We start from the raw sequence: 17,688 nt of genomic DNA, 5'->3' as shown, positions 1-17,688 counted from the left end.
ATTCAAAAGAAACAGCCTTTGAGAAATTTTCCCAAAGGCTGTTTTGTTTGTAATTTGAGTCAGATTAAAATTTAAATCCTAAACCAACCTGGAATACGGAATTTTTTGCATCGGTATCCTTTATAACCTCATTAAAACTATGGTTGTATCTACCGTTGATGAATAGACCTCCGTCAAACTGGAAGGTAAGCCCGGCTGCCAAACTCATGTCAAAATCATTGACCTCGTCTAGCTCTTCTCCGGCGTTTCCATCGTTATTGTCCAGGTCGATTTTTTCGTTAATCTTAAATCCGAACTGCGGACCGGCTTCGATACTAAATCCTTTCACAATATAAAGCTTTGCCAATATAGGAACATTAATATAGTCCAATTGGTACTCAGCAGTATAATTGTTTCCTAAAAAGGAATAATCCCTTTCAAAACCTTGTCGCGAATAAATCACCTCCGGCTGGATAGAGAAGGAATCATCAATAAGCGGAATTTCGGCTATGGCACCCACATAAAAACTGGTTCTTGCGTCAGGGCCTTCGTCAAAATCACCTTTTGTAACTGTAGAATAATTTAAACCGGCTTTTACTCCAAATCCTGCCTCATTAAATGAACCTGAAGATTGTGTAGTTTGCGCATAAGTTGCCATCCCGGCAAGTAATAACACATTAGTCGAAATAATTTTTAATAGCTTCATAATTAAATTATTTTTGTTAGTTCTTATGTTAAATTACGACATTTATTATGCCAGCATAGTACTATTAACATAACTTTGACACATGGCAAATTGGGCGACATACATTAAAAATTTCCAGTCTTTCCTGAAAATTGAAAGAGGATTGTCACAGAATACGATTGACAATTATACTTTTGATATTGAAAAAATGGTTTTGTATTTATCTGAAAAACAGATAAATGAAAGTCCTGTTTCGATTTCTGATGAAACGATACAGCAATTTATTTATGAAGTTTCCAAAACCATAAATCCCCGTTCGCAAGCCAGGATAATTTCCGGATTAAGGAGTTTTTTCAATTATATGATTTTTGAAGATTACAGAAATGATAATCCGATGGAACTTGTGGAAATCCCCAAAATAGGACGAAAACTCCCCGATACTTTGTCTACAGATGAAATAGATAAAATCATTGGTGCCATTGAACTCAATACAGACCAGGGCGAAAGAAACCGCGCCATGTTGGAAACCCTGTATGGCTGTGGTCTTAGGGTTTCAGAATTGATATCGCTGCGTATTTCCGATTTGTTCTTTGAAGAAGGATTTATAAAAGTAAAAGGAAAAGGGGACAAGCAGCGTTTCGTGCCTATTGGAAATCTTACACAAAAATATATCGACATATACAAAACGACTGTACGGTCACATCTCGATATTCAAAAAGGACATGAAGACACGCTGTTTCTTAACAGGAGAGGTAAACAGCTTACCCGGGCGATGGTTTTTACGATAATCAAAGACCTGGCGGTAAAAATAAATCTTAAAAAGACAATCAGTCCGCATACCTTCAGGCATTCTTTTGCCACACATCTTCTTGAAAATGGAGCTGACCTGCGTTCCATTCAACTCATGCTCGGACATGAATCAATTACCACAACAGAAATCTATGTCCACCTCGACAGAAGGCATCTTACCGATGTTATGAATGCATTTCATCCAAGAAAATAACCGTTAAACGATTTTGTGTTTTTCTAAGGAAGATTTGACATTTTGGTGTATACTTTTGTTGCACCTAACCAATATGTTAACCCTTAATGGCGTTCGAGAATTACGTTAATTCAAATGAATCGTACACTTCGAATCAATTTTATGAAAAACTTCTGAGAGAAATCCCGGATTTGATTTTTCAGTTTAAAATTGAGAAAGACAACACTTACAGCATGCCGTTTGTAAGTCATTCCGCCATGGAAATTTATGGTTTTGACAAAGACTTTCTGGAGCACGATGCCGGTCCGATCATTACGGAACGCATTCTTAAAGAGGATGTGAAAGGATTTTTAAAATCAGTACTTAAATCAAGGGATACATTAACAAGATGGAACCATGAATACAGGGTTCAGCTTCCAAAAAAAGGAGTCCGTTGGCTGAAAGGTTCAGCCAAACCGGAAGCCATGAAAGATGGAAGCGTTGTGTTTTATGGCCGCATTACCGATATAACGGCAAATAAGGAACAGGAGTTGAGGTTAGTATTATCAGAAAAACGCTTTGAATTTGCACTGGAAGCTTCTATGGGAGGTGTCTGGGATTGGAATCTGGTAAACAATACTGTTTTCTATTCCGAACAATCCATGAAGATTTTGGATTTGGATGAAGCCGAAGGAATTAATTCTTTTGAAAATTGCATTTCTAAAGTACATCCTGACGACCAGAAAGAATATCTGACCGATATCGACATGCACCTGAAAGGAATAACAGATGTATACGAAAACCTGCATAGGGTTAAAGGCAGAAAAGGAACCTATAAATGGATTCTTGACCGTGGTAAAGTGATTGAACGCGACAAATCAGGCAAGCCGTTAAGAATTATAGGGACGCATACGGATATTTCTTCACAGAAGGAGAGGGAAGACGAGCTGAAAAAGACACTGGATATTGTGAGTGAACAAAACAGCAGGCTCTTGAATTTTGCCCATATCGTTTCGCATAACCTGCGCTCGCATGCCGGAAACTTTACCATGCTTTTGGATTTGGTAGATGATATTCAGGATTCCGGTGAAAGGGAAGAAACCTTACAGCATTTAAGGACTATTTCTAACGATTTGACCCAAACAATCGAACATTTGAATGAATTGGTCAACATACACACCGAAATAAAAATTGCTCGCGAAAACTTAAATCTTTATGAGTTTTTTCAACGAACTTTAAATGTTTTGAGCGAGAAGATAAACAAACATGACGTAAAAATTATCAGTCTGATTCCGGATGATGTTCAAATCAATTACAATCCGGCTTATCTGGAAAGCATACTTTTGAATTTTACAACCAATGCAATAAAATATTCCCATCCGGACAGGAGATTGGAAATTACCTACCAGCTTACTTATGAAAAAGGTAAAAAGGTATTGACGATTTCTGACAACGGGCTTGGTATTGATTTAGAAAAATATAAAGATTCGCTTTTTGGAATGTATAAAACATTTCACCAGCATCCGGATTCCAGAGGAATTGGCCTTTTCATTACAAAAAATCAGGTCGAGGCTATGGGAGGTAAAATAGAAGTTAAGAGTAAAGTGGGAGAAGGTACCGCATTTAAAATATATTTTAATGAAAAAGTTTAATGATGTTTTTGTAGTTGATGATGATAAAGTTTATCATTTTATATTAAAAAATTTACTGAAGAGAAATAATATTGAAGTCAACTCAAGATTTTTCGAAAACGGGCACGATGCGATAGAAGGCCTGAAGGAAAATTCTAAAAACGGTACTACACTCCCGGATTTGATTCTTTTGGATATCAATATGCCGGTTATGGACGGATGGCAGTTTCTGGAAGAGTTTCGAAAAATAAAAGGTTCGCTGAATAAAGAAACCGTAATCTATATGGTGAGTTCCTCCAACAGTCCTTTTGATTTGGATAAGGCAAAAGATTTTCCTAATGAAATAAAAGACTATTTCCTGAAGCCTGTCTGTCTGGAAGACATCTGCAGAATATTCTTAAACTAAATACTATAAAAAAAGCTCCTCAAATGAGGAGCTTTTTTTATGTCTGATTGTATTTATTTTGCAATATTTACGGCTCTGGTTTCTCTGATAACCGTAATTTTTACTTGTCCCGGATAGGTCATTTCTGTCTGAATCTTTTGCGAGATGTCGAAAGACAGGTTGGCTGCATTATCGTCAGAAACTTTTTCGCTTTCTACAATAACACGAAGTTCTCTACCAGCCTGAATGGCATAAGCACTCTTTACTCCCTGGAAACCGTAAGCAATATCTTCAAGGTCTTTCAATCTCTGGATGTAGGAATCAAGAACCTGTCTTCTTGCTCCAGGTCTGGCTCCTGAAATAGCGTCACAAACCTGAACGATAGGAGATAGAAGCGATTTCATCTCGATTTCATCGTGGTGGGCTCCAATAGCATTGCATACTTCTTCTTTCTCGCCATATTTTTCAGCCCACTGCATACCCAATAAAGCGTGTGGAAGGTCGCTTTCCGTATCCGGCACTTTCCCTATATCGTGTAATAATCCGGCTCTTTTTGCCAGTTTTACGTTCAAGCCCAATTCTGCTGCCATGATTCCACAAAGTTTGGAAACCTCGCGGGAGTGTTGCAACAGGTTTTGACCGTAAGAAGAACGGTATTTCATTCTACCTACAACTTTAATCAATTCAGGGTGCAATCCGTGGATTCCTAAGTCAATTACGGTACGTTTACCAACTTCAATAATTTCATCGTCAATCTGTTTGGCTGTTTTAGCAACAACTTCTTCGATTCTTGCCGGGTGAATACGGCCGTCGGTTACTAATTTATGTAATGCCAAACGGGCAATTTCTCTACGAACAGGGTCAAAGCAGGAAAGGATGATGGCTTCTGGAGTATCGTCAACAATAATTTCAACTCCGGTAGCAGCTTCCAAAGCCCTGATGTTTCTACCTTCACGGCCAATAATTCTACCTTTTACGTCATCAGACTCAATGTTGAAGACAGAAACGCAGTTTTCCACCGCTTCTTCTGTACCCACTCTTTGGATAGTATTAATAATGATTTTTTTAGCTTCCTGCTGTGCGGTAAGCTTAGCCTCTTCAAGGGTTTCCTGAATATAAGACATGGCACCACTTTTGGCTTCTGCTCTAAGGCTTTCAACCAATTGGTTTTTGGCTTCTTCGGCAGATAATCCGGAAATAACTTCCAATTGCTCTACCTGGCTTTTGTGCAGACGGTCTACTTCGGCCTGTCTCTTCTCAAGCGTCTCGATTCTGTTAGAATAATCGTTGATTTTTGCCTCAAGGTCTTCTGTCGCTTTTTTAGTTTTTGCCAACTCGTTAGAAACCTGAGATTCCTTGTCTCTTGTTCTTTTTTCTGCTTCTGCTATTTTCTTGTCTCTTGCCAGAATCACCTGTTCGTGCTCTGCCTTAAGTTCAATAAATTTTTCTTTTGCTTGCAGTATTTTGTGCTGTTTGTTGGTTTCTGCTTCTGCTTTGGCATCCTTTAAAATAGATGCGGCTTCTTTTTTGGCATTTTTTATTAAGTTGGAAACGTTGCTCCTCTCCATGATTTTTGCAACTGCAAAACCTACCGCGATGCCTACGATTCCTGAAATAATTATAACTAATGTACTGTCCATGTTTGTTGAATGTTTATATATAAAAAAAGCCTACATTAGGTTGCTTGTATAAACTCGTTAAGACAAGTTTTGAGCTAACTCGCTGTTCAAGGATCTGCTCGGGGCAGCTTGCTTTAGTAGCGACGATTTGCTCATTCTAATTTGTTAGTGTTGAGTTTATCAAATATGAACTAATGTAGGCAGTATTTTTAGTCTATGTTAAAGAACGTCTTTTTATTTATTTGTCGAGATAACTTGCTAGCAGGTCATTAATCTTTTTCAGTCTTTCATTGGCCTCAACATTGTCTGCTGAAGAATCAATCTGTTTTTGCTCCAATTGCGATGCGAATTGCAGGGCACACATGGCCAAAACATCCTGTTTGTCACGAACAGCATAATTTTCTTCGAATTGCTTTATCATCATATCAATCTTTTTAGAAGCGCTTCGCAGTCCTTCTTCCTGTGACATGTCTACTGTTAAAGGATAGACCCTGTCTGCGATTGATATTTTAATTTTAAGCTTTTCGTCCATAATTATTAATCAGAAAGCTGTGCTATACAGTAATCAATTTCACGGATTAATGAATTTATCTTAAGCTTTGTATCTCTTTTATTTTCTTCACTGCCTAGTAATGAATTCGCCATTCTGAGCGTCTCCTGCTGCGTTTTTAATGTCTCAATCTCTTTCGATTGCTTCTGCATCACGACTGCGGCTCTATCCAATTCCTGCTGCAATTCACGCGATGTTTTTTCCAAACCCTCAATTTTTGCGATAAGTTTTTCAAGCCTGCTTTCAAGAGTATCAATGATTTGCGCAATTTCACTCATCGGGGTCAATATTCATTACATAATTTACAAAGTTACTATTCCTAATTAAATATTGCAATATTTTTCCTTAAATTCTCTTTTTTACTGTAGCTTTTCATGTAATAATTTGTGAAGTAGGGAGTTATAATTTTCGGTTTTTCTTCCCGGTTTAATTAGTCTTTTTTTTATATTAGCAAAAACCTTTACTATGCGATTTAGCCTGTTATTTTTACTGTTTACAATTTCGATTTTTGGCCAGAATGACTATCCAAAAGATTATTTCCGTTCGCCTTTGGACATACCGCTTTATTTATCCGGGACTTTTGGAGAATTAAGAGGAAATCACTTTCATACGGGTCTTGATTTTAAAACACAGCAAAAAGAAGGATTGAATGTATATGCGGCGGCAGACGGGTACGTATCGCGTATTAAAATCTCTACCTGGGGCTACGGGAAAGCAATATATATCACACATCCTAATGGCTATACCACGGTTTACGGGCATCTTCAAAAAGCGTCTCCTGTAATTGAAGCCTATATCAAAAAGAAGCAGTATGAACAAAAATCGTTTGAAGTAGAAATGTTTCCTGCAGAAAATGAGCTTGTGGTGAAAAAAGGTGATATAATTGCATTGTCCGGAAATTCCGGTGGCTCTGGTGGGCCGCACCTGCATTTTGAATTTCGGGATTCCAAAACCGAAAAAATAATCAATCCGATGCTTTTTGGATTTGATATACAGATAAAAGATACAAAACCGCCGGTTATCAACAGCCTGGTCGTTTATCCTATTGGCGACAGTTCCAGTGTTAACCAGATACAAAAACCTATCGAAATCAACCTTTCGCAACAAAAAGACGGAAGTTATATTGCCGAGAAGCTTATGGCTAAAGGAAAAATAGGATTTGGTGTCAATACTTATGACCTTTTTGATAACAGCTATAACAAAAATGGCGTATTTAAAGTGGAAGGTTTGTGCAATGGAAAACCTTTCTTCGGCTATCAGTTTGATACTTTTGCTTTTGACGAAGGTCGTTACATTAACGCGCTGATTGATTATCCAAGATACAAGAGAACCGGACAGCGCGTACAGAAGCTCTTTATGGTAGAACCTTATCTTTTAAGTATTATTACTTCTAACAATACCTATGGGATGATTGATGTTGTTCCAAACCTGTATCAGAATTTTCAGGTGGAAGTTTCAGATTTTAATAAAAACAAAAGCGTCATCAATATCCCGATTGAATATTCTGCATTGCCGGTAAAAGTAGCTAAAGAAGAAAAACGTTCCGGGTTTCTTTTAAAGTCAAGAAAAGACAACAGCTATACTAAGGATAATGTAACGGTTTTTATTCCTGCCGGTACTTTCTATGAAGATTTTTATATTGATTTTGATGTAAAAGATTCCATACTGTACCTTCACAACGAAACCGTTCCGGTACATAACAATATGACCATTACGTTTGAGGATAAGGTTTCATCCGAAGCTGATAAGTCAAAGATGTTTATAGCGTCAAAACAAGGCAAACGACTCGGGTTTAATAAAACCACAAGAAAAGGAAATGTTTTTACAACATATACTAAAGATTTAGGGCAATTCGTTTTAGCAAAGGACACGATTGCTCCCAAAATCAGCAATCCTAATTTTGTTGAAGGAAAATGGATTAGTAAGCAGCCATTTTTGGAAATCTATATTTCGGATAATATGTCCGGTATAGCAGAATATAACGGATATCTGAACGGAAAATGGATTCTGTTGGAATACGATTACAAAACCAGAAAACTTTCCTATAATTTTGAAGACAATATTTCTGACGAAGGAAGAAATGATTTAAAAATAGTTGTGTCTGATAATATGGGAAATTCTGCTACCTTTGAGTCGCATTTTTTTAGAAGTCAACAACAATAAAAAAGTATAATTTGAAAACAAAAAATTTAGCTGCAGTTCTTTTTTTCTTTATAAGCGTCGCCGCATTTGCACAAACTGCCAGAATTAAGGGTGTTATTTTAGATGAAAACAACCAACCGGTTGAGGATGCGGATATCAGCTATAAGAATACATCTGCTACTTCTAATAAAAATGGATTTTATATTCTGACCGTCCCGGCCAATCAAAAAATTACAATTATTTTCTCCCACCTTTCAAACAAAAGTGCCTCTTTGGATATTGAGCTGAAGCCTAATGAAGATTTTGAATTCAATCCGGTATTGAGCAAAAAAATCGAAATGATTGGTGTTGTTGAAATCTATGATAACCGAAAAAGAATTGAAGGAATTACCAATATTTCTCCAAGAGACATCAAATTAATTCCCGGTGCCAACGCAGGTGTGGAAAACCTTTTGAAAACACTTCCCGGAGTAAACAACAACAGCGATTTGAGTAGTGGCTACAACGTAAGAGGAGGAAACTATGATGAAAACCTGGTGTATGTAAATGAGGTGGAAGTGTACCGTCCGTTTTTGATACGTTCAGGTCAGCAGGAAGGTTTGAGTTTTACGAATACCGACATGATTCAGAATGTTGACTTTTCTGCCGGAGGATTTCAGGCCAAGTATGGAGATAAATTATCTTCTGTATTGGATATTACCTACAGAAGACCAAAAAGTTTTGGAGCTTCTCTTGAAGCAAGTTTATTGGGTGGAAGTTTAATGGTAGAAACGGCTTCTAAAAATCAAAAATGGGCTGCCATTACCGGAGTGCGATACAGAGACAACAGCCTTTTGGTAAACAGCCAGGAAACGGAAACGAATTTCAGACCTACTTTTGCCGATATACAAACCAATGTGACATTCAATCCAAATAACAAATGGGAATGGAGTTTTCTTGGAAATATCTCGCAGAACCGTTATAACTATGAACCTCTGACCAGACAGACCAATTTCGGAACGATTGATGACCCGAAAGCATTGCTGGTTTTTTATGAAGGACAGGAAAAGGACAGATATGAAACCTATTTCGGGGCTTTAAAAACAACCTACAAGGCAAGCGAAGATTTTACGTTGAAATTTATCGCATCGGCCTATCTGACACAGGAGCAGGAATATTTTGATATTAAGGCTGATTACAGCTTTGGAGAATTGGATACTAACATTGGTTCCGGAAGTCTTGGAAATATCGTATATACGCAGGAAATAGGTTCGCAGTTAAACCATGCCAGAAATGACCTGGATGCCCTGATTGTGAATGCAGAAGTAAAAGGATTCCACAATATCAAAGAAAATAAAATAGAATGGGGTTTCAAATATACCCGTGAAGACATTCGTGACAGAATAGTAGAATGGGAAGTGATTGACTCGGCAGGATTTTCATTAAATCCGCCGGTTATTGACCTGCCAATCCGTGACCAGCCTTATACTCCGTATACAGGTCCATTGGTTCCATATCAAAACGTAAGGGCATTGAACTTTACAAAAATCGACAGGCTTTCCGGATATGTACAATGGAGCAAAAAGAGCCTTATCGGAAGCCATGATGTATGGTATAATTTTGGGGTAAGAGCCCATAACTGGCAAGTGTCTGGTGATAATCTGGATGGAAAAAACCAAACAACTTTCAGTCCTAGAGGTCAGTTTGCCATCAAGCCGGATTGGGATAGCGATATGGTGTTCCGTCTTTCCGGAGGGTTGTACCACCAGCCGCCATTTTACAGAGAGCTTCGCGGTGCTGACGGAAAAGTAAATCCGGACGTTAAGGCACAGCAGTCCATCCATGTTGTATTGAGCAACGACTATAGCTTTCAGATGTGGCAACGACCGTTTAAATTGGTTACAGAGGCCTATTATAAATCGATGTCGGATGTAAATACCTATACGCTTGATAACGTAAGGATTCGTTATAGTGCAAATAATGATGCCAAAGCCTATGCAGCCGGTTTTGATGCTCGATTGAATGGAGAGTTTGTTCCGGGCACAGAATCCTGGTTCAGCTTCGGATATATGAAAACGGAAGAAAACATCAACAACCGGGGTTATATTGCCAGGCCAACAGACCAGAGATTGAAGTTTGGGATACTGTTCCAGGATTATGTAAAAAATATTCCTAACCTCAAGTTATATCTGAATTTGGTGTACAACACAGGTCTGCCGGGTGGTTCACCTTCGTATGCTGACCCGTATGTATACCAGAGCCGCCTTCGTGATTACCGCAGGGCAGATGTAGGATTTTCTTATGTTTTCACAGAAAAAAATGAGTTAAGACCTGACGGGCACTGGTTAAAACGCTTTAAGGACTTGTCGCTTGGTTTTGAAATATTCAACATGTTTAATAACCAAAACGCGATAACAAATACCTGGGTGAGAGATGTTTATACTAAGGTTCAGTACGGAATTCCGAACTATATGACAACGAGGGTTTTCAATGTTAAGCTTACTGCAAGATTATAAATTGAAATTCTGAAGTTTTATCTTTATATTTGAATGACTTTTAAGCTGATGAAATGAGAAAATTTCAAACCTATATACTCGTAGCGGCAGTGGCCTGTTTGGCCAGTTGTAAAGAAAAGGAGGAAACTCCAAAGGTAATTTATGACTCAAAGCCGGAAAAAGTGGTGACCAAGCCGGATTCTTCGCAAATAAAAATTGCCGACCTTCCAATTCACATGGAGGGCACAAAATACCTTATTCATGCTATTGGCGATGTGCGAGTGTATGACGGGAACTCAAGGACGTATGGTTCAAGCAAGACCAATTCAGTGAGCTATGCCATTTCCAATTACAATAGGTTTGAGCTTACGGGATATTTTGAAAACCTGAAATTCCAGCATATCGATTCTACAGCGCTGAAACCGCTAACGGATAAAAAAATACAGATGCAGACCGTGACTTTCCTGAACACGATTTCTGATAAAACCAAAAAGCAGATTCTGGTGTATTCGTTAGTCGATATGGATACGAATAAGGATGGAAAATTAGATGCAAACGATATCAAATGTCTTTACATCAGCGAAATTAACGGCAAGCATTTCCAGAAACTTTCTGAAGATTACCAGGAACTGATTGATTGGAATATAGTTGAAGCCCAGAACAGGCTTTATTACAGAACCATAGAAGATATTAATAAGAACGGAGCCTTTGATAAGAACGATGCAGTACATTACTATTATGTAGAGCTGCTTTCTCCGGACTGGAAAACCGAAAAATACGATCCGATAGGAAACGGAAACGGAGCCTAAAAAAATCCCCGGAATTGTCCGGGGATTTTTTTTAGATTAATATGTCGCTTTCCAAATCGGATTTTTCAATAGTAAAATCAAAGCCAAGCTGGCCTACCAATTGGATGACAAGATTTTTATACCAGTTTTCGGACTTCGGGTGAATGTATATCTTTTCAATCATTTTATTGATGTCTATATCAATCTTTACACCTTCATTTATAGTCAGGTTGTGGGAAGAAAGATTGGAAATAATCCGAACTTCTCTTTCGTATTGGAAACTTTTTCGCTTGAAGAGAAAAGGGAAGAAGTCATCGTTAAAAGGAATGTATTCTTTTTTGTAATCAATGTAATTGACTTCCCCGATATGCTGAACATATTGTTTCTCTAAATGCAAAGATTCCTGTATTCTTCGAATAGTAGATTGTATTGCAAGTCCTTCACTGTTTTGGGTGAAAATCTGCCACATGGCAAAAGACTCGTATTCATTGATATGCCAGCTGCTAATGACCACATTCTTTCGCTGTGTTTTGTAGGCATCCAAAAACTCCGGATTGTTCTCTGAAATCTTCCGGATTTCTTCAAAAGTTGGTTCGCTGAATGTACCTTCATACTGGTCTTCAAATTTATCCGACCGTGACATGAAGAGCTTTCTCGATAAAAGAAGGTCGAGGAATTTTGACAAATCCAAATATTTCCAGACTACGGTGTCGAGATTTTCCGGAAGACTGATATTTGGATTGTTCTGATACATGTTTTTGGCTTTTTATTCGAATGATTGCATCATTACGAGTTTTTTATACACTCCGTTTCTGGCAAGCAATTCGTCGTGGTTTCCCTGTTCTACGATTTCACCTTTTTGCATTACCACAATTTTGTCTGCTTTTTGGATGGTTGACAATCTATGGGCAATAACAATCGATGTCCTGTTCTGCATCATATTTTCCAGGGCTACCTGAACCAGTCTTTCGCTTTCTGTATCCAAAGCAGAAGTTGCTTCGTCCAGAATCATGATTGGCGGATTTTTCAGGACAGCACGTGCTATGCTCAATCGTTGTTTTTGTCCGCCAGACAATTTGTTACCGCTGTCTCCCACGTTTGTATTGATGCCGTTTGGCAGGTCTTTTACGAATTCGTAGGCATTGGCAATTTTCAGGGCGGTGATGATTTCTTCATCAGTAGCGTCCTGTTTGCCTAACAGGATGTTGTTTTTTATAGTATCGTTAAATAAGATGCTGTCCTGAGTCACCAGGCCCATCAGGCCTCTTAAAGAATTTAATTTTAAATCTTTGATGTTGGTGTCGTCAATTTTTATTTCACCTTCCTGAACATCATAGAAACGTGTCAGAAGATTGGCAATCGTACTTTTTCCGCTGCCGGATTGCCCGACCAAAGCTACGGTTTGCCCTTTTTGTACCTCTAAAGAAAAGTTTTTCAGAACGTTTTCTTCTTCATACCTGAAGTTGATATTTTTTATATCGATATGTTCTTCAAAGGATTCTTTTTCTACTGCATTCGGAATGTCCGTAATTGTATTTTCCTGTTCCAGGATTTCCATAACACGTTCGGCTGCCGCATTTCCTCGTTTGATGCTGTAGGAAGCTTTAGAAATGGCTTTTGCAGGTGTAAGGATGTTGTATGCCAATCCCATATAAGCAATAAAAGCTGCGCCTTCTAATGTTTTGTCAATAAGCACCATGTTTCCGCCATACCATAACAAAACGGCAATTACTGTAATCCCCATAAATTCACTTACAGGAGATGCCAGATTTTGCCTGTTACCTATATTGTTGGACAGATTAAAAAACCGGGAAGTTGATTTCTGAAAAACATTATTAAAGTATTTCTCTGCATTATAGCCTTTCACGACTTTTAATCCTCCTAATGTTTCTTCTACCGTAGAAAGAAACACGCCTTGTTCTTCCTGTGCACGGGTAGATTTTTTCTTGAGCTGTTTACCAATAATTGAAATGATATAGCCTGAAATAGGGATGAAAACAAATACGAATATTGTAAGCTTGGTGCTTATTGTGAACATGGCCACAATCGTAAAAACTATCGTAAGAGGTTCTTTAACGATGAGTTCCAATATGGATAGGAAAGAAGTCTGTACTTCATAAACATCGCCCGAAATTCTTGAAATTACGTCTCCTTTACGTTTTTCGGAGAAAAAAGAAAGTGGCAGTTCAAGTGTTTTTTTATACATGGCATTCCTTATGTCCTTTAAAATCCCGTTTCTTAGGAAAGTGATGAAAAACATGGCCAGATAATCAAACAGGTTTTTCAGCAGGAATATGGAGATGATAATTGCTACCATAAAAGCAAGCGTAGTCTGCACGCCATGATTGTCTGTCAATGTTGTGATTTTATAGCTCATGTAGCTTTCAAGGTAGTCGGTTATTTTGAAAATGCTTTCAAATTCCGGCTTGGTTGTATTTCTCTTTGTCTGGTCAAAAAGTACCTGCATCATCGGAATCAGTGAGATAAATGACAGTGTGCTGAAAAGGGCGTATAGAATATTAAAAAATATGTTCAGATAGGCATATTTTTTATAAGGCAGGACAAAGGGAATTATTTTTTTAAAATTGCTCATCGAATTGGATTTGCTTGAAATTATTGCAATTGCATTTCAGCAACAATATTTTTTATTTTTTGGTCAAGATTTTTTTCGACTTCTTTGGCGTGTTCAACAGCATCCAAAGGCTCGTTTACGCTGAAATAGAATTTTATTTTAGGCTCCGTACCGCTTGGTCTGGCACATATTTTTGTTCCGTCTTCCAGATAATAAATCAAAACGTTTGATTTCGGGACTTTTAATTCTTCGGTTTCGCCCGTAAATAAATTTAAAGCGGTTGAATTCTGGTAATCTTCAACCATCAGCACTCTTTGGCCGTTGATTTCTTTTAAAGGATTTTGTCGTAATTCAAACATCATGGTCTGGATTTCTGCCGCACCTTCAATTCCTTTTTTGGTGATGGAAATCAGGTATTCTTTATAAAACCCGAAGTCTACATACAGGTTTAGTAATTCTTTATAAAGTGAACTTCCATTGACTTTTGCCTGTGCTGCAATTTCGCAAACCAATAATGTGGCTGCAACAGCATCTTTATCACGAACGGCATCGCCCACCATAAATCCGAAACTTTCTTCACCGCCACCAATAAATTTCTGGTTCGGGAAGTCCTTAATCATTTTGGCTATCCATTTGAATCCGGTTAATCCTACTTTGCATTCTACATTATAGGCAGAAGCCAGTTCCAGCATCATTGGAGTAGAAACAATAGTAGAGCCAATAAATTCTTTTCCGGTAATCTTACCTGCCTTTTCCCATTGTTGTAACAGATAGGCAGTCATCAGTACCATAGTCTGGTTTCCGTTCAAAAGAACCATTTTGCCATCATTGTCACGAACAGCAACACCAAGGCGGTCAGAATCAGGGTCGGTTCCCACAACAATATCAGCATTCAGCTTGTCAGCCAAAGCCAAAGCCATGGTCAATGCTTCCGGTTCTTCCGGGTTTGGAGACTTTACGGTAGGGAAGTTTCCGTCTGGAACGGCCTGTTCCGGAACAATATTGACATTAGTATAGCCTGCTTTTGATAAAACTTCAGGAATCAATTTTATGGAAGTCCCATGTAATGAAGTATAGACAACATTCAGGTTCTTTTTAGCTTCGGCAGGCGTATTGAAACTGGCATTTTCAATGGTTGAATGGATAAAAGCCTCGTCAATTTTTTTATCGACATATTCAATCAGCTTTTCGTTAGCCTGGAAATTAATCTGGTCATAACCCAGGTCTTCAATAACCTGTATGATTTCAGCATCTTGAGGCGGAACCAATTGGCCGCCGTCTTGCCAGTATACTTTGTAGCCGTTGTATTCAGGCGGGTTATGAGAAGCCGTAAGGACAATACCGGCATGGCACTTCAGGTGTTTTACGGCGAAAGACAATTCAGGCGTAGGGCGTAATTCTGAAAACAGGTATACTTTGATTCCGTTAGCAGAAAAAACATCGGCTACAACTTTTGCAAGCGTGTCGCTATTATGGCGGCAATCGTAAGCAATGGCTACTTTAAGGTGTTCACCGGGAAATACTTTTTTCATGTAATCCGAAATTCCCTGAGTGTTTTTTCCAAGTGTGTATTTGTTGATACGATTGGTTCCCACACCCATAATTCCTCTCATGCCTCCGGTTCCGAATTCGAGATTCTTATAGAAACTTTCTTCCAGTTCTTTTGGGGAAGAAGTCATCATTTCGGTAATTTCCTTATGTGTCTTTTCGTCAAAAATTGGCGATAGCCAAACATTTACTTTGTCTAATATATGCTGTTCGATGTGCATTTCGGATTTAAAATTTAAATTGAACTTTAAATTTAAAGATTTATTTCTTTAGAAACTTTATATCGTTCTTCGTTATTTTTAGTTCTGAGGATGATTTCTCCCAAAAAACCGGCAAGGAACAACTGGGTTCCTATAATCATGGTCGTCAGGGCGATATAAAACCACGGGTTGTCTGTAACTAATATGGTGGTCTGTTTGTCATATAATCTGTAAAGCTTCATGAATCCGATGTAGCCGGCAGATAAGAACCCGATGATAAACATTAGGACGCCCCAGGCGCCAAACAGGTGCATTGGTCTTTTTCCAAAGCGGGAAAGAAACCAGATAGTAATCAAATCCAGGAAACCGTTAATGAACCGCTCCATTCCAAATTTTGTAGAGCCGTATTTTCGGGCCTGGTGTACTACGATTTTCTCTCCAATTTTCGCAAACCCGGCGTTTTTCGCCAATACCGGGATATAGCGGTGCATTTCGCCGGAGACCTCTATGTTTTTGACAACTACATTTTTGTAGGCCTTTAACCCGCAATTAAAATCGTTTAGCTGAACTCCGGAAGTTTTCCGTGCGGCCCAATTGAATAATTTTGACGGTAGGTTTTTAGATACGACTGAGTCAAAGCGTTTTTTCTTCCAGCCCGAAACCAGGTCGTATTTCTGGTTAACAATCATGGAGTACAATTCCGGAATTTCATCCGGACTGTCTTGTAAATCGGCATCCATAGTTATGATAACATCGCCCTGAGCTTTGGCAAAGCCGGCATGCAATGCCTGAGATTTTCCGTAGTTTCTCAAAAAACGGATTCCCTTTATGTTTGGATTTTGTTGTGACAGTCCTTCAATAATTGACCAGGAATTATCGGTACTGCCATCATCTATGAATATGACTTCATAGGAAAAATTATTGGCAGTCATGACTTTTTCAATCCACTGCTGTAATTCTTTTAAGGACTCTTCTTCGTTGAGAAGAGGTATAATAATGGATAGATTCATTTATTAATAACCTTGCGGTCTATCGTTTTTTAAAATGGCACCAATAATTAGTGAATATATAAACCCTACAAAAGAATAAAAGGCCAATGTAAAAGGAACCACTATAAATGGGCTTGAGAATTTTTCTGACCATGATAAAGCCATATCCAGCTGTTCTTGTGACATGTTTGGATTTGTTTCTGTCATCATTGTTCTTGTCTTTTCCAGCATTTCCTGTGTGAATTCCGGAAAAATAAGATTAAAGATAACCGTAAAAATGGCATAAATTAATGCTGCAATGAAAGCAGTTGTTACTCCGGCTTTTAGACATTGGCTAAAAGAAATAACTCCGTTGTTTATGTTTTTCTTGAAATTATTGCAGGCAAGAGTAATGAACAGAATAGGCAATACGAAAAAATTAAGCAGGTTGATTACAATCCCGACCGCTGGATTTGTTATAGTATCTATCCCGATTATGTACAGGATGACAAATTCTAAAACCATAATTACTCCAAAAAATACTCCATATTGAACTGCTGACTTGGCAGGAGATGTAATTTCGCCCATTTTATCTGTTTTTAAGAATTAATCTACAAATATAAGAAATCCGTAATTACAGTGGGATAAAAATCAATGTGGAATGCCGGAAAAAAAAGAGCAATAAAGATTTGCAGATTAAAAAATAATTGTAAATTTGCAGACTCAAAACAATAAAAGTTTAAAAATTAAAAAGTTATAAGAGGTTTATACCTTTTCAATACGAAAAGCTTCAGAACAGCTTATAGCCAATTGAATAAAAAATCAAATAAGATGAAAAAAGGAATTCACCCAGAGAATTACAGATTAGTTGCTTTCAAAGACATGTCAAATGACGATGTTTTCATTACTAAATCTACAGCAGAAACAAAAGAAACAATCATTCACGAAGGAGTTGAATATCCGGTTGTAAAAATGGAGATTTCAAGAACATCTCACCCTTTCTACACAGGTAAGTCTAAATTGATTGATACTGCAGGACGTATCGACAAATTCAAAACGAAATACGCTAAACACGCAAAATAATTTTTGCAGGTTCAAGATAACAGAAAAGCCTTCCAGATTTTGGAGGGCTTTTTTATTTGGAAGGTATTCTTTTTATACTTTTACTTTGTAACTTTGGGATGTT

At 38.0% G+C, this 17,688-nt stretch carries 16 protein-coding genes and 1 other RNA gene; 7 read left to right on the top strand and 10 right to left on the bottom strand.

The genetic code is table 11. From position 1 onward, the window contains the following. Positions 1-64: 64 nt before the first annotated feature. The gene (locus tag ASG38_RS06895; protein ID WP_056068527.1) at positions 65-685 is read right to left on the bottom strand and encodes a porin family protein; all 621 of its coding nucleotides are present in this window, start codon (positions 683-685) and stop codon (positions 65-67) included. Between the two features lie 82 nt (positions 686-767). Here ASG38_RS06895 and xerD point away from each other — a divergent pair, with 82 nt between their 5' ends. The 3 genes from xerD (at position 768) to ASG38_RS06880 (ending at position 3,662) form a co-directional block, all read left to right on the top strand. Then, entirely contained in the window at positions 768-1,667 is a 900-nt protein-coding gene (gene xerD / locus ASG38_RS06890; RefSeq protein ID WP_056068525.1) for a site-specific tyrosine recombinase XerD, read from the top strand. Positions 1,668-1,753: 86 nt separating this feature from the next. After that, positions 1,754-3,277: a PAS domain-containing protein gene (locus ASG38_RS06885; protein WP_056068523.1), complete on the top strand. Its 1,524-nt coding sequence runs from the start codon at positions 1,754-1,756 to the stop codon at positions 3,275-3,277. Next, entirely contained in the window at positions 3,264-3,662 is a 399-nt protein-coding gene (locus ASG38_RS06880) for a response regulator (protein ID WP_056068520.1), read from the top strand. Before ASG38_RS06885 ends, ASG38_RS06880 begins: the two co-directional genes overlap by 14 nt. A 53-nt stretch (positions 3,663-3,715) precedes the next feature. Here the strand turns inward: ASG38_RS06880 and rny are convergent, their stop codons facing one another. The 4 genes from rny to ASG38_RS06865 form a co-directional block, all read right to left on the bottom strand. After that, the gene (rny, locus tag ASG38_RS06875) at positions 3,716-5,281 is read right to left on the bottom strand and encodes a ribonuclease Y (RefSeq protein WP_056068518.1); all 1,566 of its coding nucleotides are present in this window, start codon (positions 5,279-5,281) and stop codon (positions 3,716-3,718) included. Between the two features lie 50 nt (positions 5,282-5,331). Next, positions 5,332-5,437, bottom strand: a non-coding RNA gene (ssrS, locus tag ASG38_RS17395) — 6S RNA. Between the two features lie 61 nt (positions 5,438-5,498). Continuing rightward, positions 5,499-5,792: a cell division protein ZapA gene (locus tag ASG38_RS06870; protein WP_056068517.1), complete on the bottom strand. Its 294-nt coding sequence runs from the start codon at positions 5,790-5,792 to the stop codon at positions 5,499-5,501. Between the two features lie 5 nt (positions 5,793-5,797). Next, complete coding sequence (locus ASG38_RS06865) at positions 5,798-6,088, bottom strand: hypothetical protein (protein ID WP_056068515.1); 291 nt, start codon at positions 6,086-6,088, stop codon at positions 5,798-5,800. A 187-nt stretch (positions 6,089-6,275) separates the two neighbouring features. Between ASG38_RS06865 and ASG38_RS06860 the strand changes: the two genes are divergently transcribed. Genes ASG38_RS06860 through ASG38_RS06850 form a run of 3 tightly spaced genes read left to right on the top strand, consistent with a single transcriptional unit; the run spans position 6,276 to position 11,235 of the window. Continuing rightward, a complete protein-coding gene (locus tag ASG38_RS06860; RefSeq protein ID WP_056068513.1) occupies positions 6,276-7,973 on the top strand; it encodes a M23 family metallopeptidase in 1,698 nt (565 codons plus the stop codon). Between the two features lie 11 nt (positions 7,974-7,984). Further along, the gene (locus ASG38_RS06855) at positions 7,985-10,447 is read left to right on the top strand and encodes a carboxypeptidase-like regulatory domain-containing protein (RefSeq protein WP_056068511.1); all 2,463 of its coding nucleotides are present in this window, start codon (positions 7,985-7,987) and stop codon (positions 10,445-10,447) included. A 53-nt stretch (positions 10,448-10,500) separates the two neighbouring features. Beyond that, entirely contained in the window at positions 10,501-11,235 is a 735-nt protein-coding gene (locus ASG38_RS06850; protein ID WP_056068509.1) for a hypothetical protein, read from the top strand. Positions 11,236-11,266: 31 nt separating this feature from the next. On the opposite strand, the gene ASG38_RS06845 is transcribed toward ASG38_RS06850, so the two are convergent. From ASG38_RS06845 to ASG38_RS06825, 5 genes are read right to left on the bottom strand one after another with little or no spacing between them, the layout of a single operon-like run. After that, a complete protein-coding gene (locus ASG38_RS06845; RefSeq protein ID WP_056068507.1) occupies positions 11,267-11,968 on the bottom strand; it encodes a hypothetical protein in 702 nt (233 codons plus the stop codon). Between the two features lie 12 nt (positions 11,969-11,980). Beyond that, complete coding sequence (locus ASG38_RS06840) at positions 11,981-13,807, bottom strand: ABC transporter ATP-binding protein (RefSeq protein ID WP_056068505.1); 1,827 nt, start codon at positions 13,805-13,807, stop codon at positions 11,981-11,983. A 20-nt stretch (positions 13,808-13,827) separates the two neighbouring features. After that, positions 13,828-15,555 (bottom strand): phospho-sugar mutase, encoded by a 1,728-nt coding sequence (locus ASG38_RS06835; protein WP_056068504.1) that lies wholly within the window; start codon positions 15,553-15,555, stop codon positions 13,828-13,830. Between the two features lie 32 nt (positions 15,556-15,587). After that, a complete protein-coding gene (locus ASG38_RS06830; protein ID WP_056068502.1) occupies positions 15,588-16,544 on the bottom strand; it encodes a glycosyltransferase family 2 protein in 957 nt (318 codons plus the stop codon). A 3-nt stretch (positions 16,545-16,547) separates the two neighbouring features. Continuing rightward, positions 16,548-17,090 carry a DUF4199 domain-containing protein gene (locus tag ASG38_RS06825; RefSeq protein ID WP_056068499.1) on the bottom strand — a complete coding sequence of 181 codons (543 nt, stop codon included), beginning with the start codon at positions 17,088-17,090 and terminating at the stop codon, positions 16,548-16,550. Between the two features lie 243 nt (positions 17,091-17,333). On the opposite strand from ASG38_RS06825, the gene ASG38_RS06820 reads away from it, so the two are divergent. Continuing rightward, positions 17,334-17,585, top strand: a complete 252-nt coding sequence (locus ASG38_RS06820; RefSeq protein ID WP_056069064.1) for a type B 50S ribosomal protein L31 — start codon at positions 17,334-17,336, stop codon at positions 17,583-17,585. Positions 17,586-17,688 lie beyond the last annotated feature (103 nt).

Origin of the sequence: Flavobacterium sp. Leaf359 (genome assembly GCF_001423985.1) — a bacterium.
Taxonomy (GTDB): Bacteria; Bacteroidota; Bacteroidia; order Flavobacteriales; family Flavobacteriaceae; genus Flavobacterium; species Flavobacterium lindanitolerans.
This window is presented reverse-complemented; position numbering and strand designations above follow the sequence as displayed.

Bases quoted from the DNA above. Each gene is read 5' to 3' on its own strand.
- ASG38_RS06885 (WP_056068523.1), top strand. From the start codon at position 1,754: ATGGCGTTCGAGAATTACGTTAATTCAAATGAATCGTACACTTCGAAT.
- xerD (WP_056068525.1), top strand. From the start codon at position 768: ATGGCAAATTGGGCGACATACATTAAAAATTTCCAGTCTTTCCTGAAA.
- ASG38_RS06825 (WP_056068499.1), bottom strand. From the start codon at position 17,090: ATGGGCGAAATTACATCTCCTGCCAAGTCAGCAGTTCAATATGGAGTA.
- rny (WP_056068518.1), bottom strand. From the start codon at position 5,281: ATGGACAGTACATTAGTTATAATTATTTCAGGAATCGTAGGCATCGCG.
- ASG38_RS06845 (WP_056068507.1), bottom strand. From the start codon at position 11,968: ATGTATCAGAACAATCCAAATATCAGTCTTCCGGAAAATCTCGACACC.
- ASG38_RS06840 (WP_056068505.1), bottom strand. From the start codon at position 13,807: ATGAGCAATTTTAAAAAAATAATTCCCTTTGTCCTGCCTTATAAAAAA.
- ASG38_RS06850 (WP_056068509.1), top strand. From the start codon at position 10,501: ATGAGAAAATTTCAAACCTATATACTCGTAGCGGCAGTGGCCTGTTTG.
- ASG38_RS06895 (WP_056068527.1), bottom strand. From the start codon at position 685: ATGAAGCTATTAAAAATTATTTCGACTAATGTGTTATTACTTGCCGGG.
- ASG38_RS06830 (WP_056068502.1), bottom strand. From the start codon at position 16,544: ATGAATCTATCCATTATTATACCTCTTCTCAACGAAGAAGAGTCCTTA.
- ASG38_RS06880 (WP_056068520.1), top strand. From the start codon at position 3,264: ATGAAAAAGTTTAATGATGTTTTTGTAGTTGATGATGATAAAGTTTAT.
- ASG38_RS06835 (WP_056068504.1), bottom strand. From the start codon at position 15,555: ATGCACATCGAACAGCATATATTAGACAAAGTAAATGTTTGGCTATCG.
- ASG38_RS06870 (WP_056068517.1), bottom strand. From the start codon at position 5,792: ATGGACGAAAAGCTTAAAATTAAAATATCAATCGCAGACAGGGTCTAT.
- ASG38_RS06820 (WP_056069064.1), top strand. From the start codon at position 17,334: ATGAAAAAAGGAATTCACCCAGAGAATTACAGATTAGTTGCTTTCAAA.
- ASG38_RS06865 (WP_056068515.1), bottom strand. From the start codon at position 6,088: ATGAGTGAAATTGCGCAAATCATTGATACTCTTGAAAGCAGGCTTGAA.
- ASG38_RS06860 (WP_056068513.1), top strand. From the start codon at position 6,276: ATGCGATTTAGCCTGTTATTTTTACTGTTTACAATTTCGATTTTTGGC.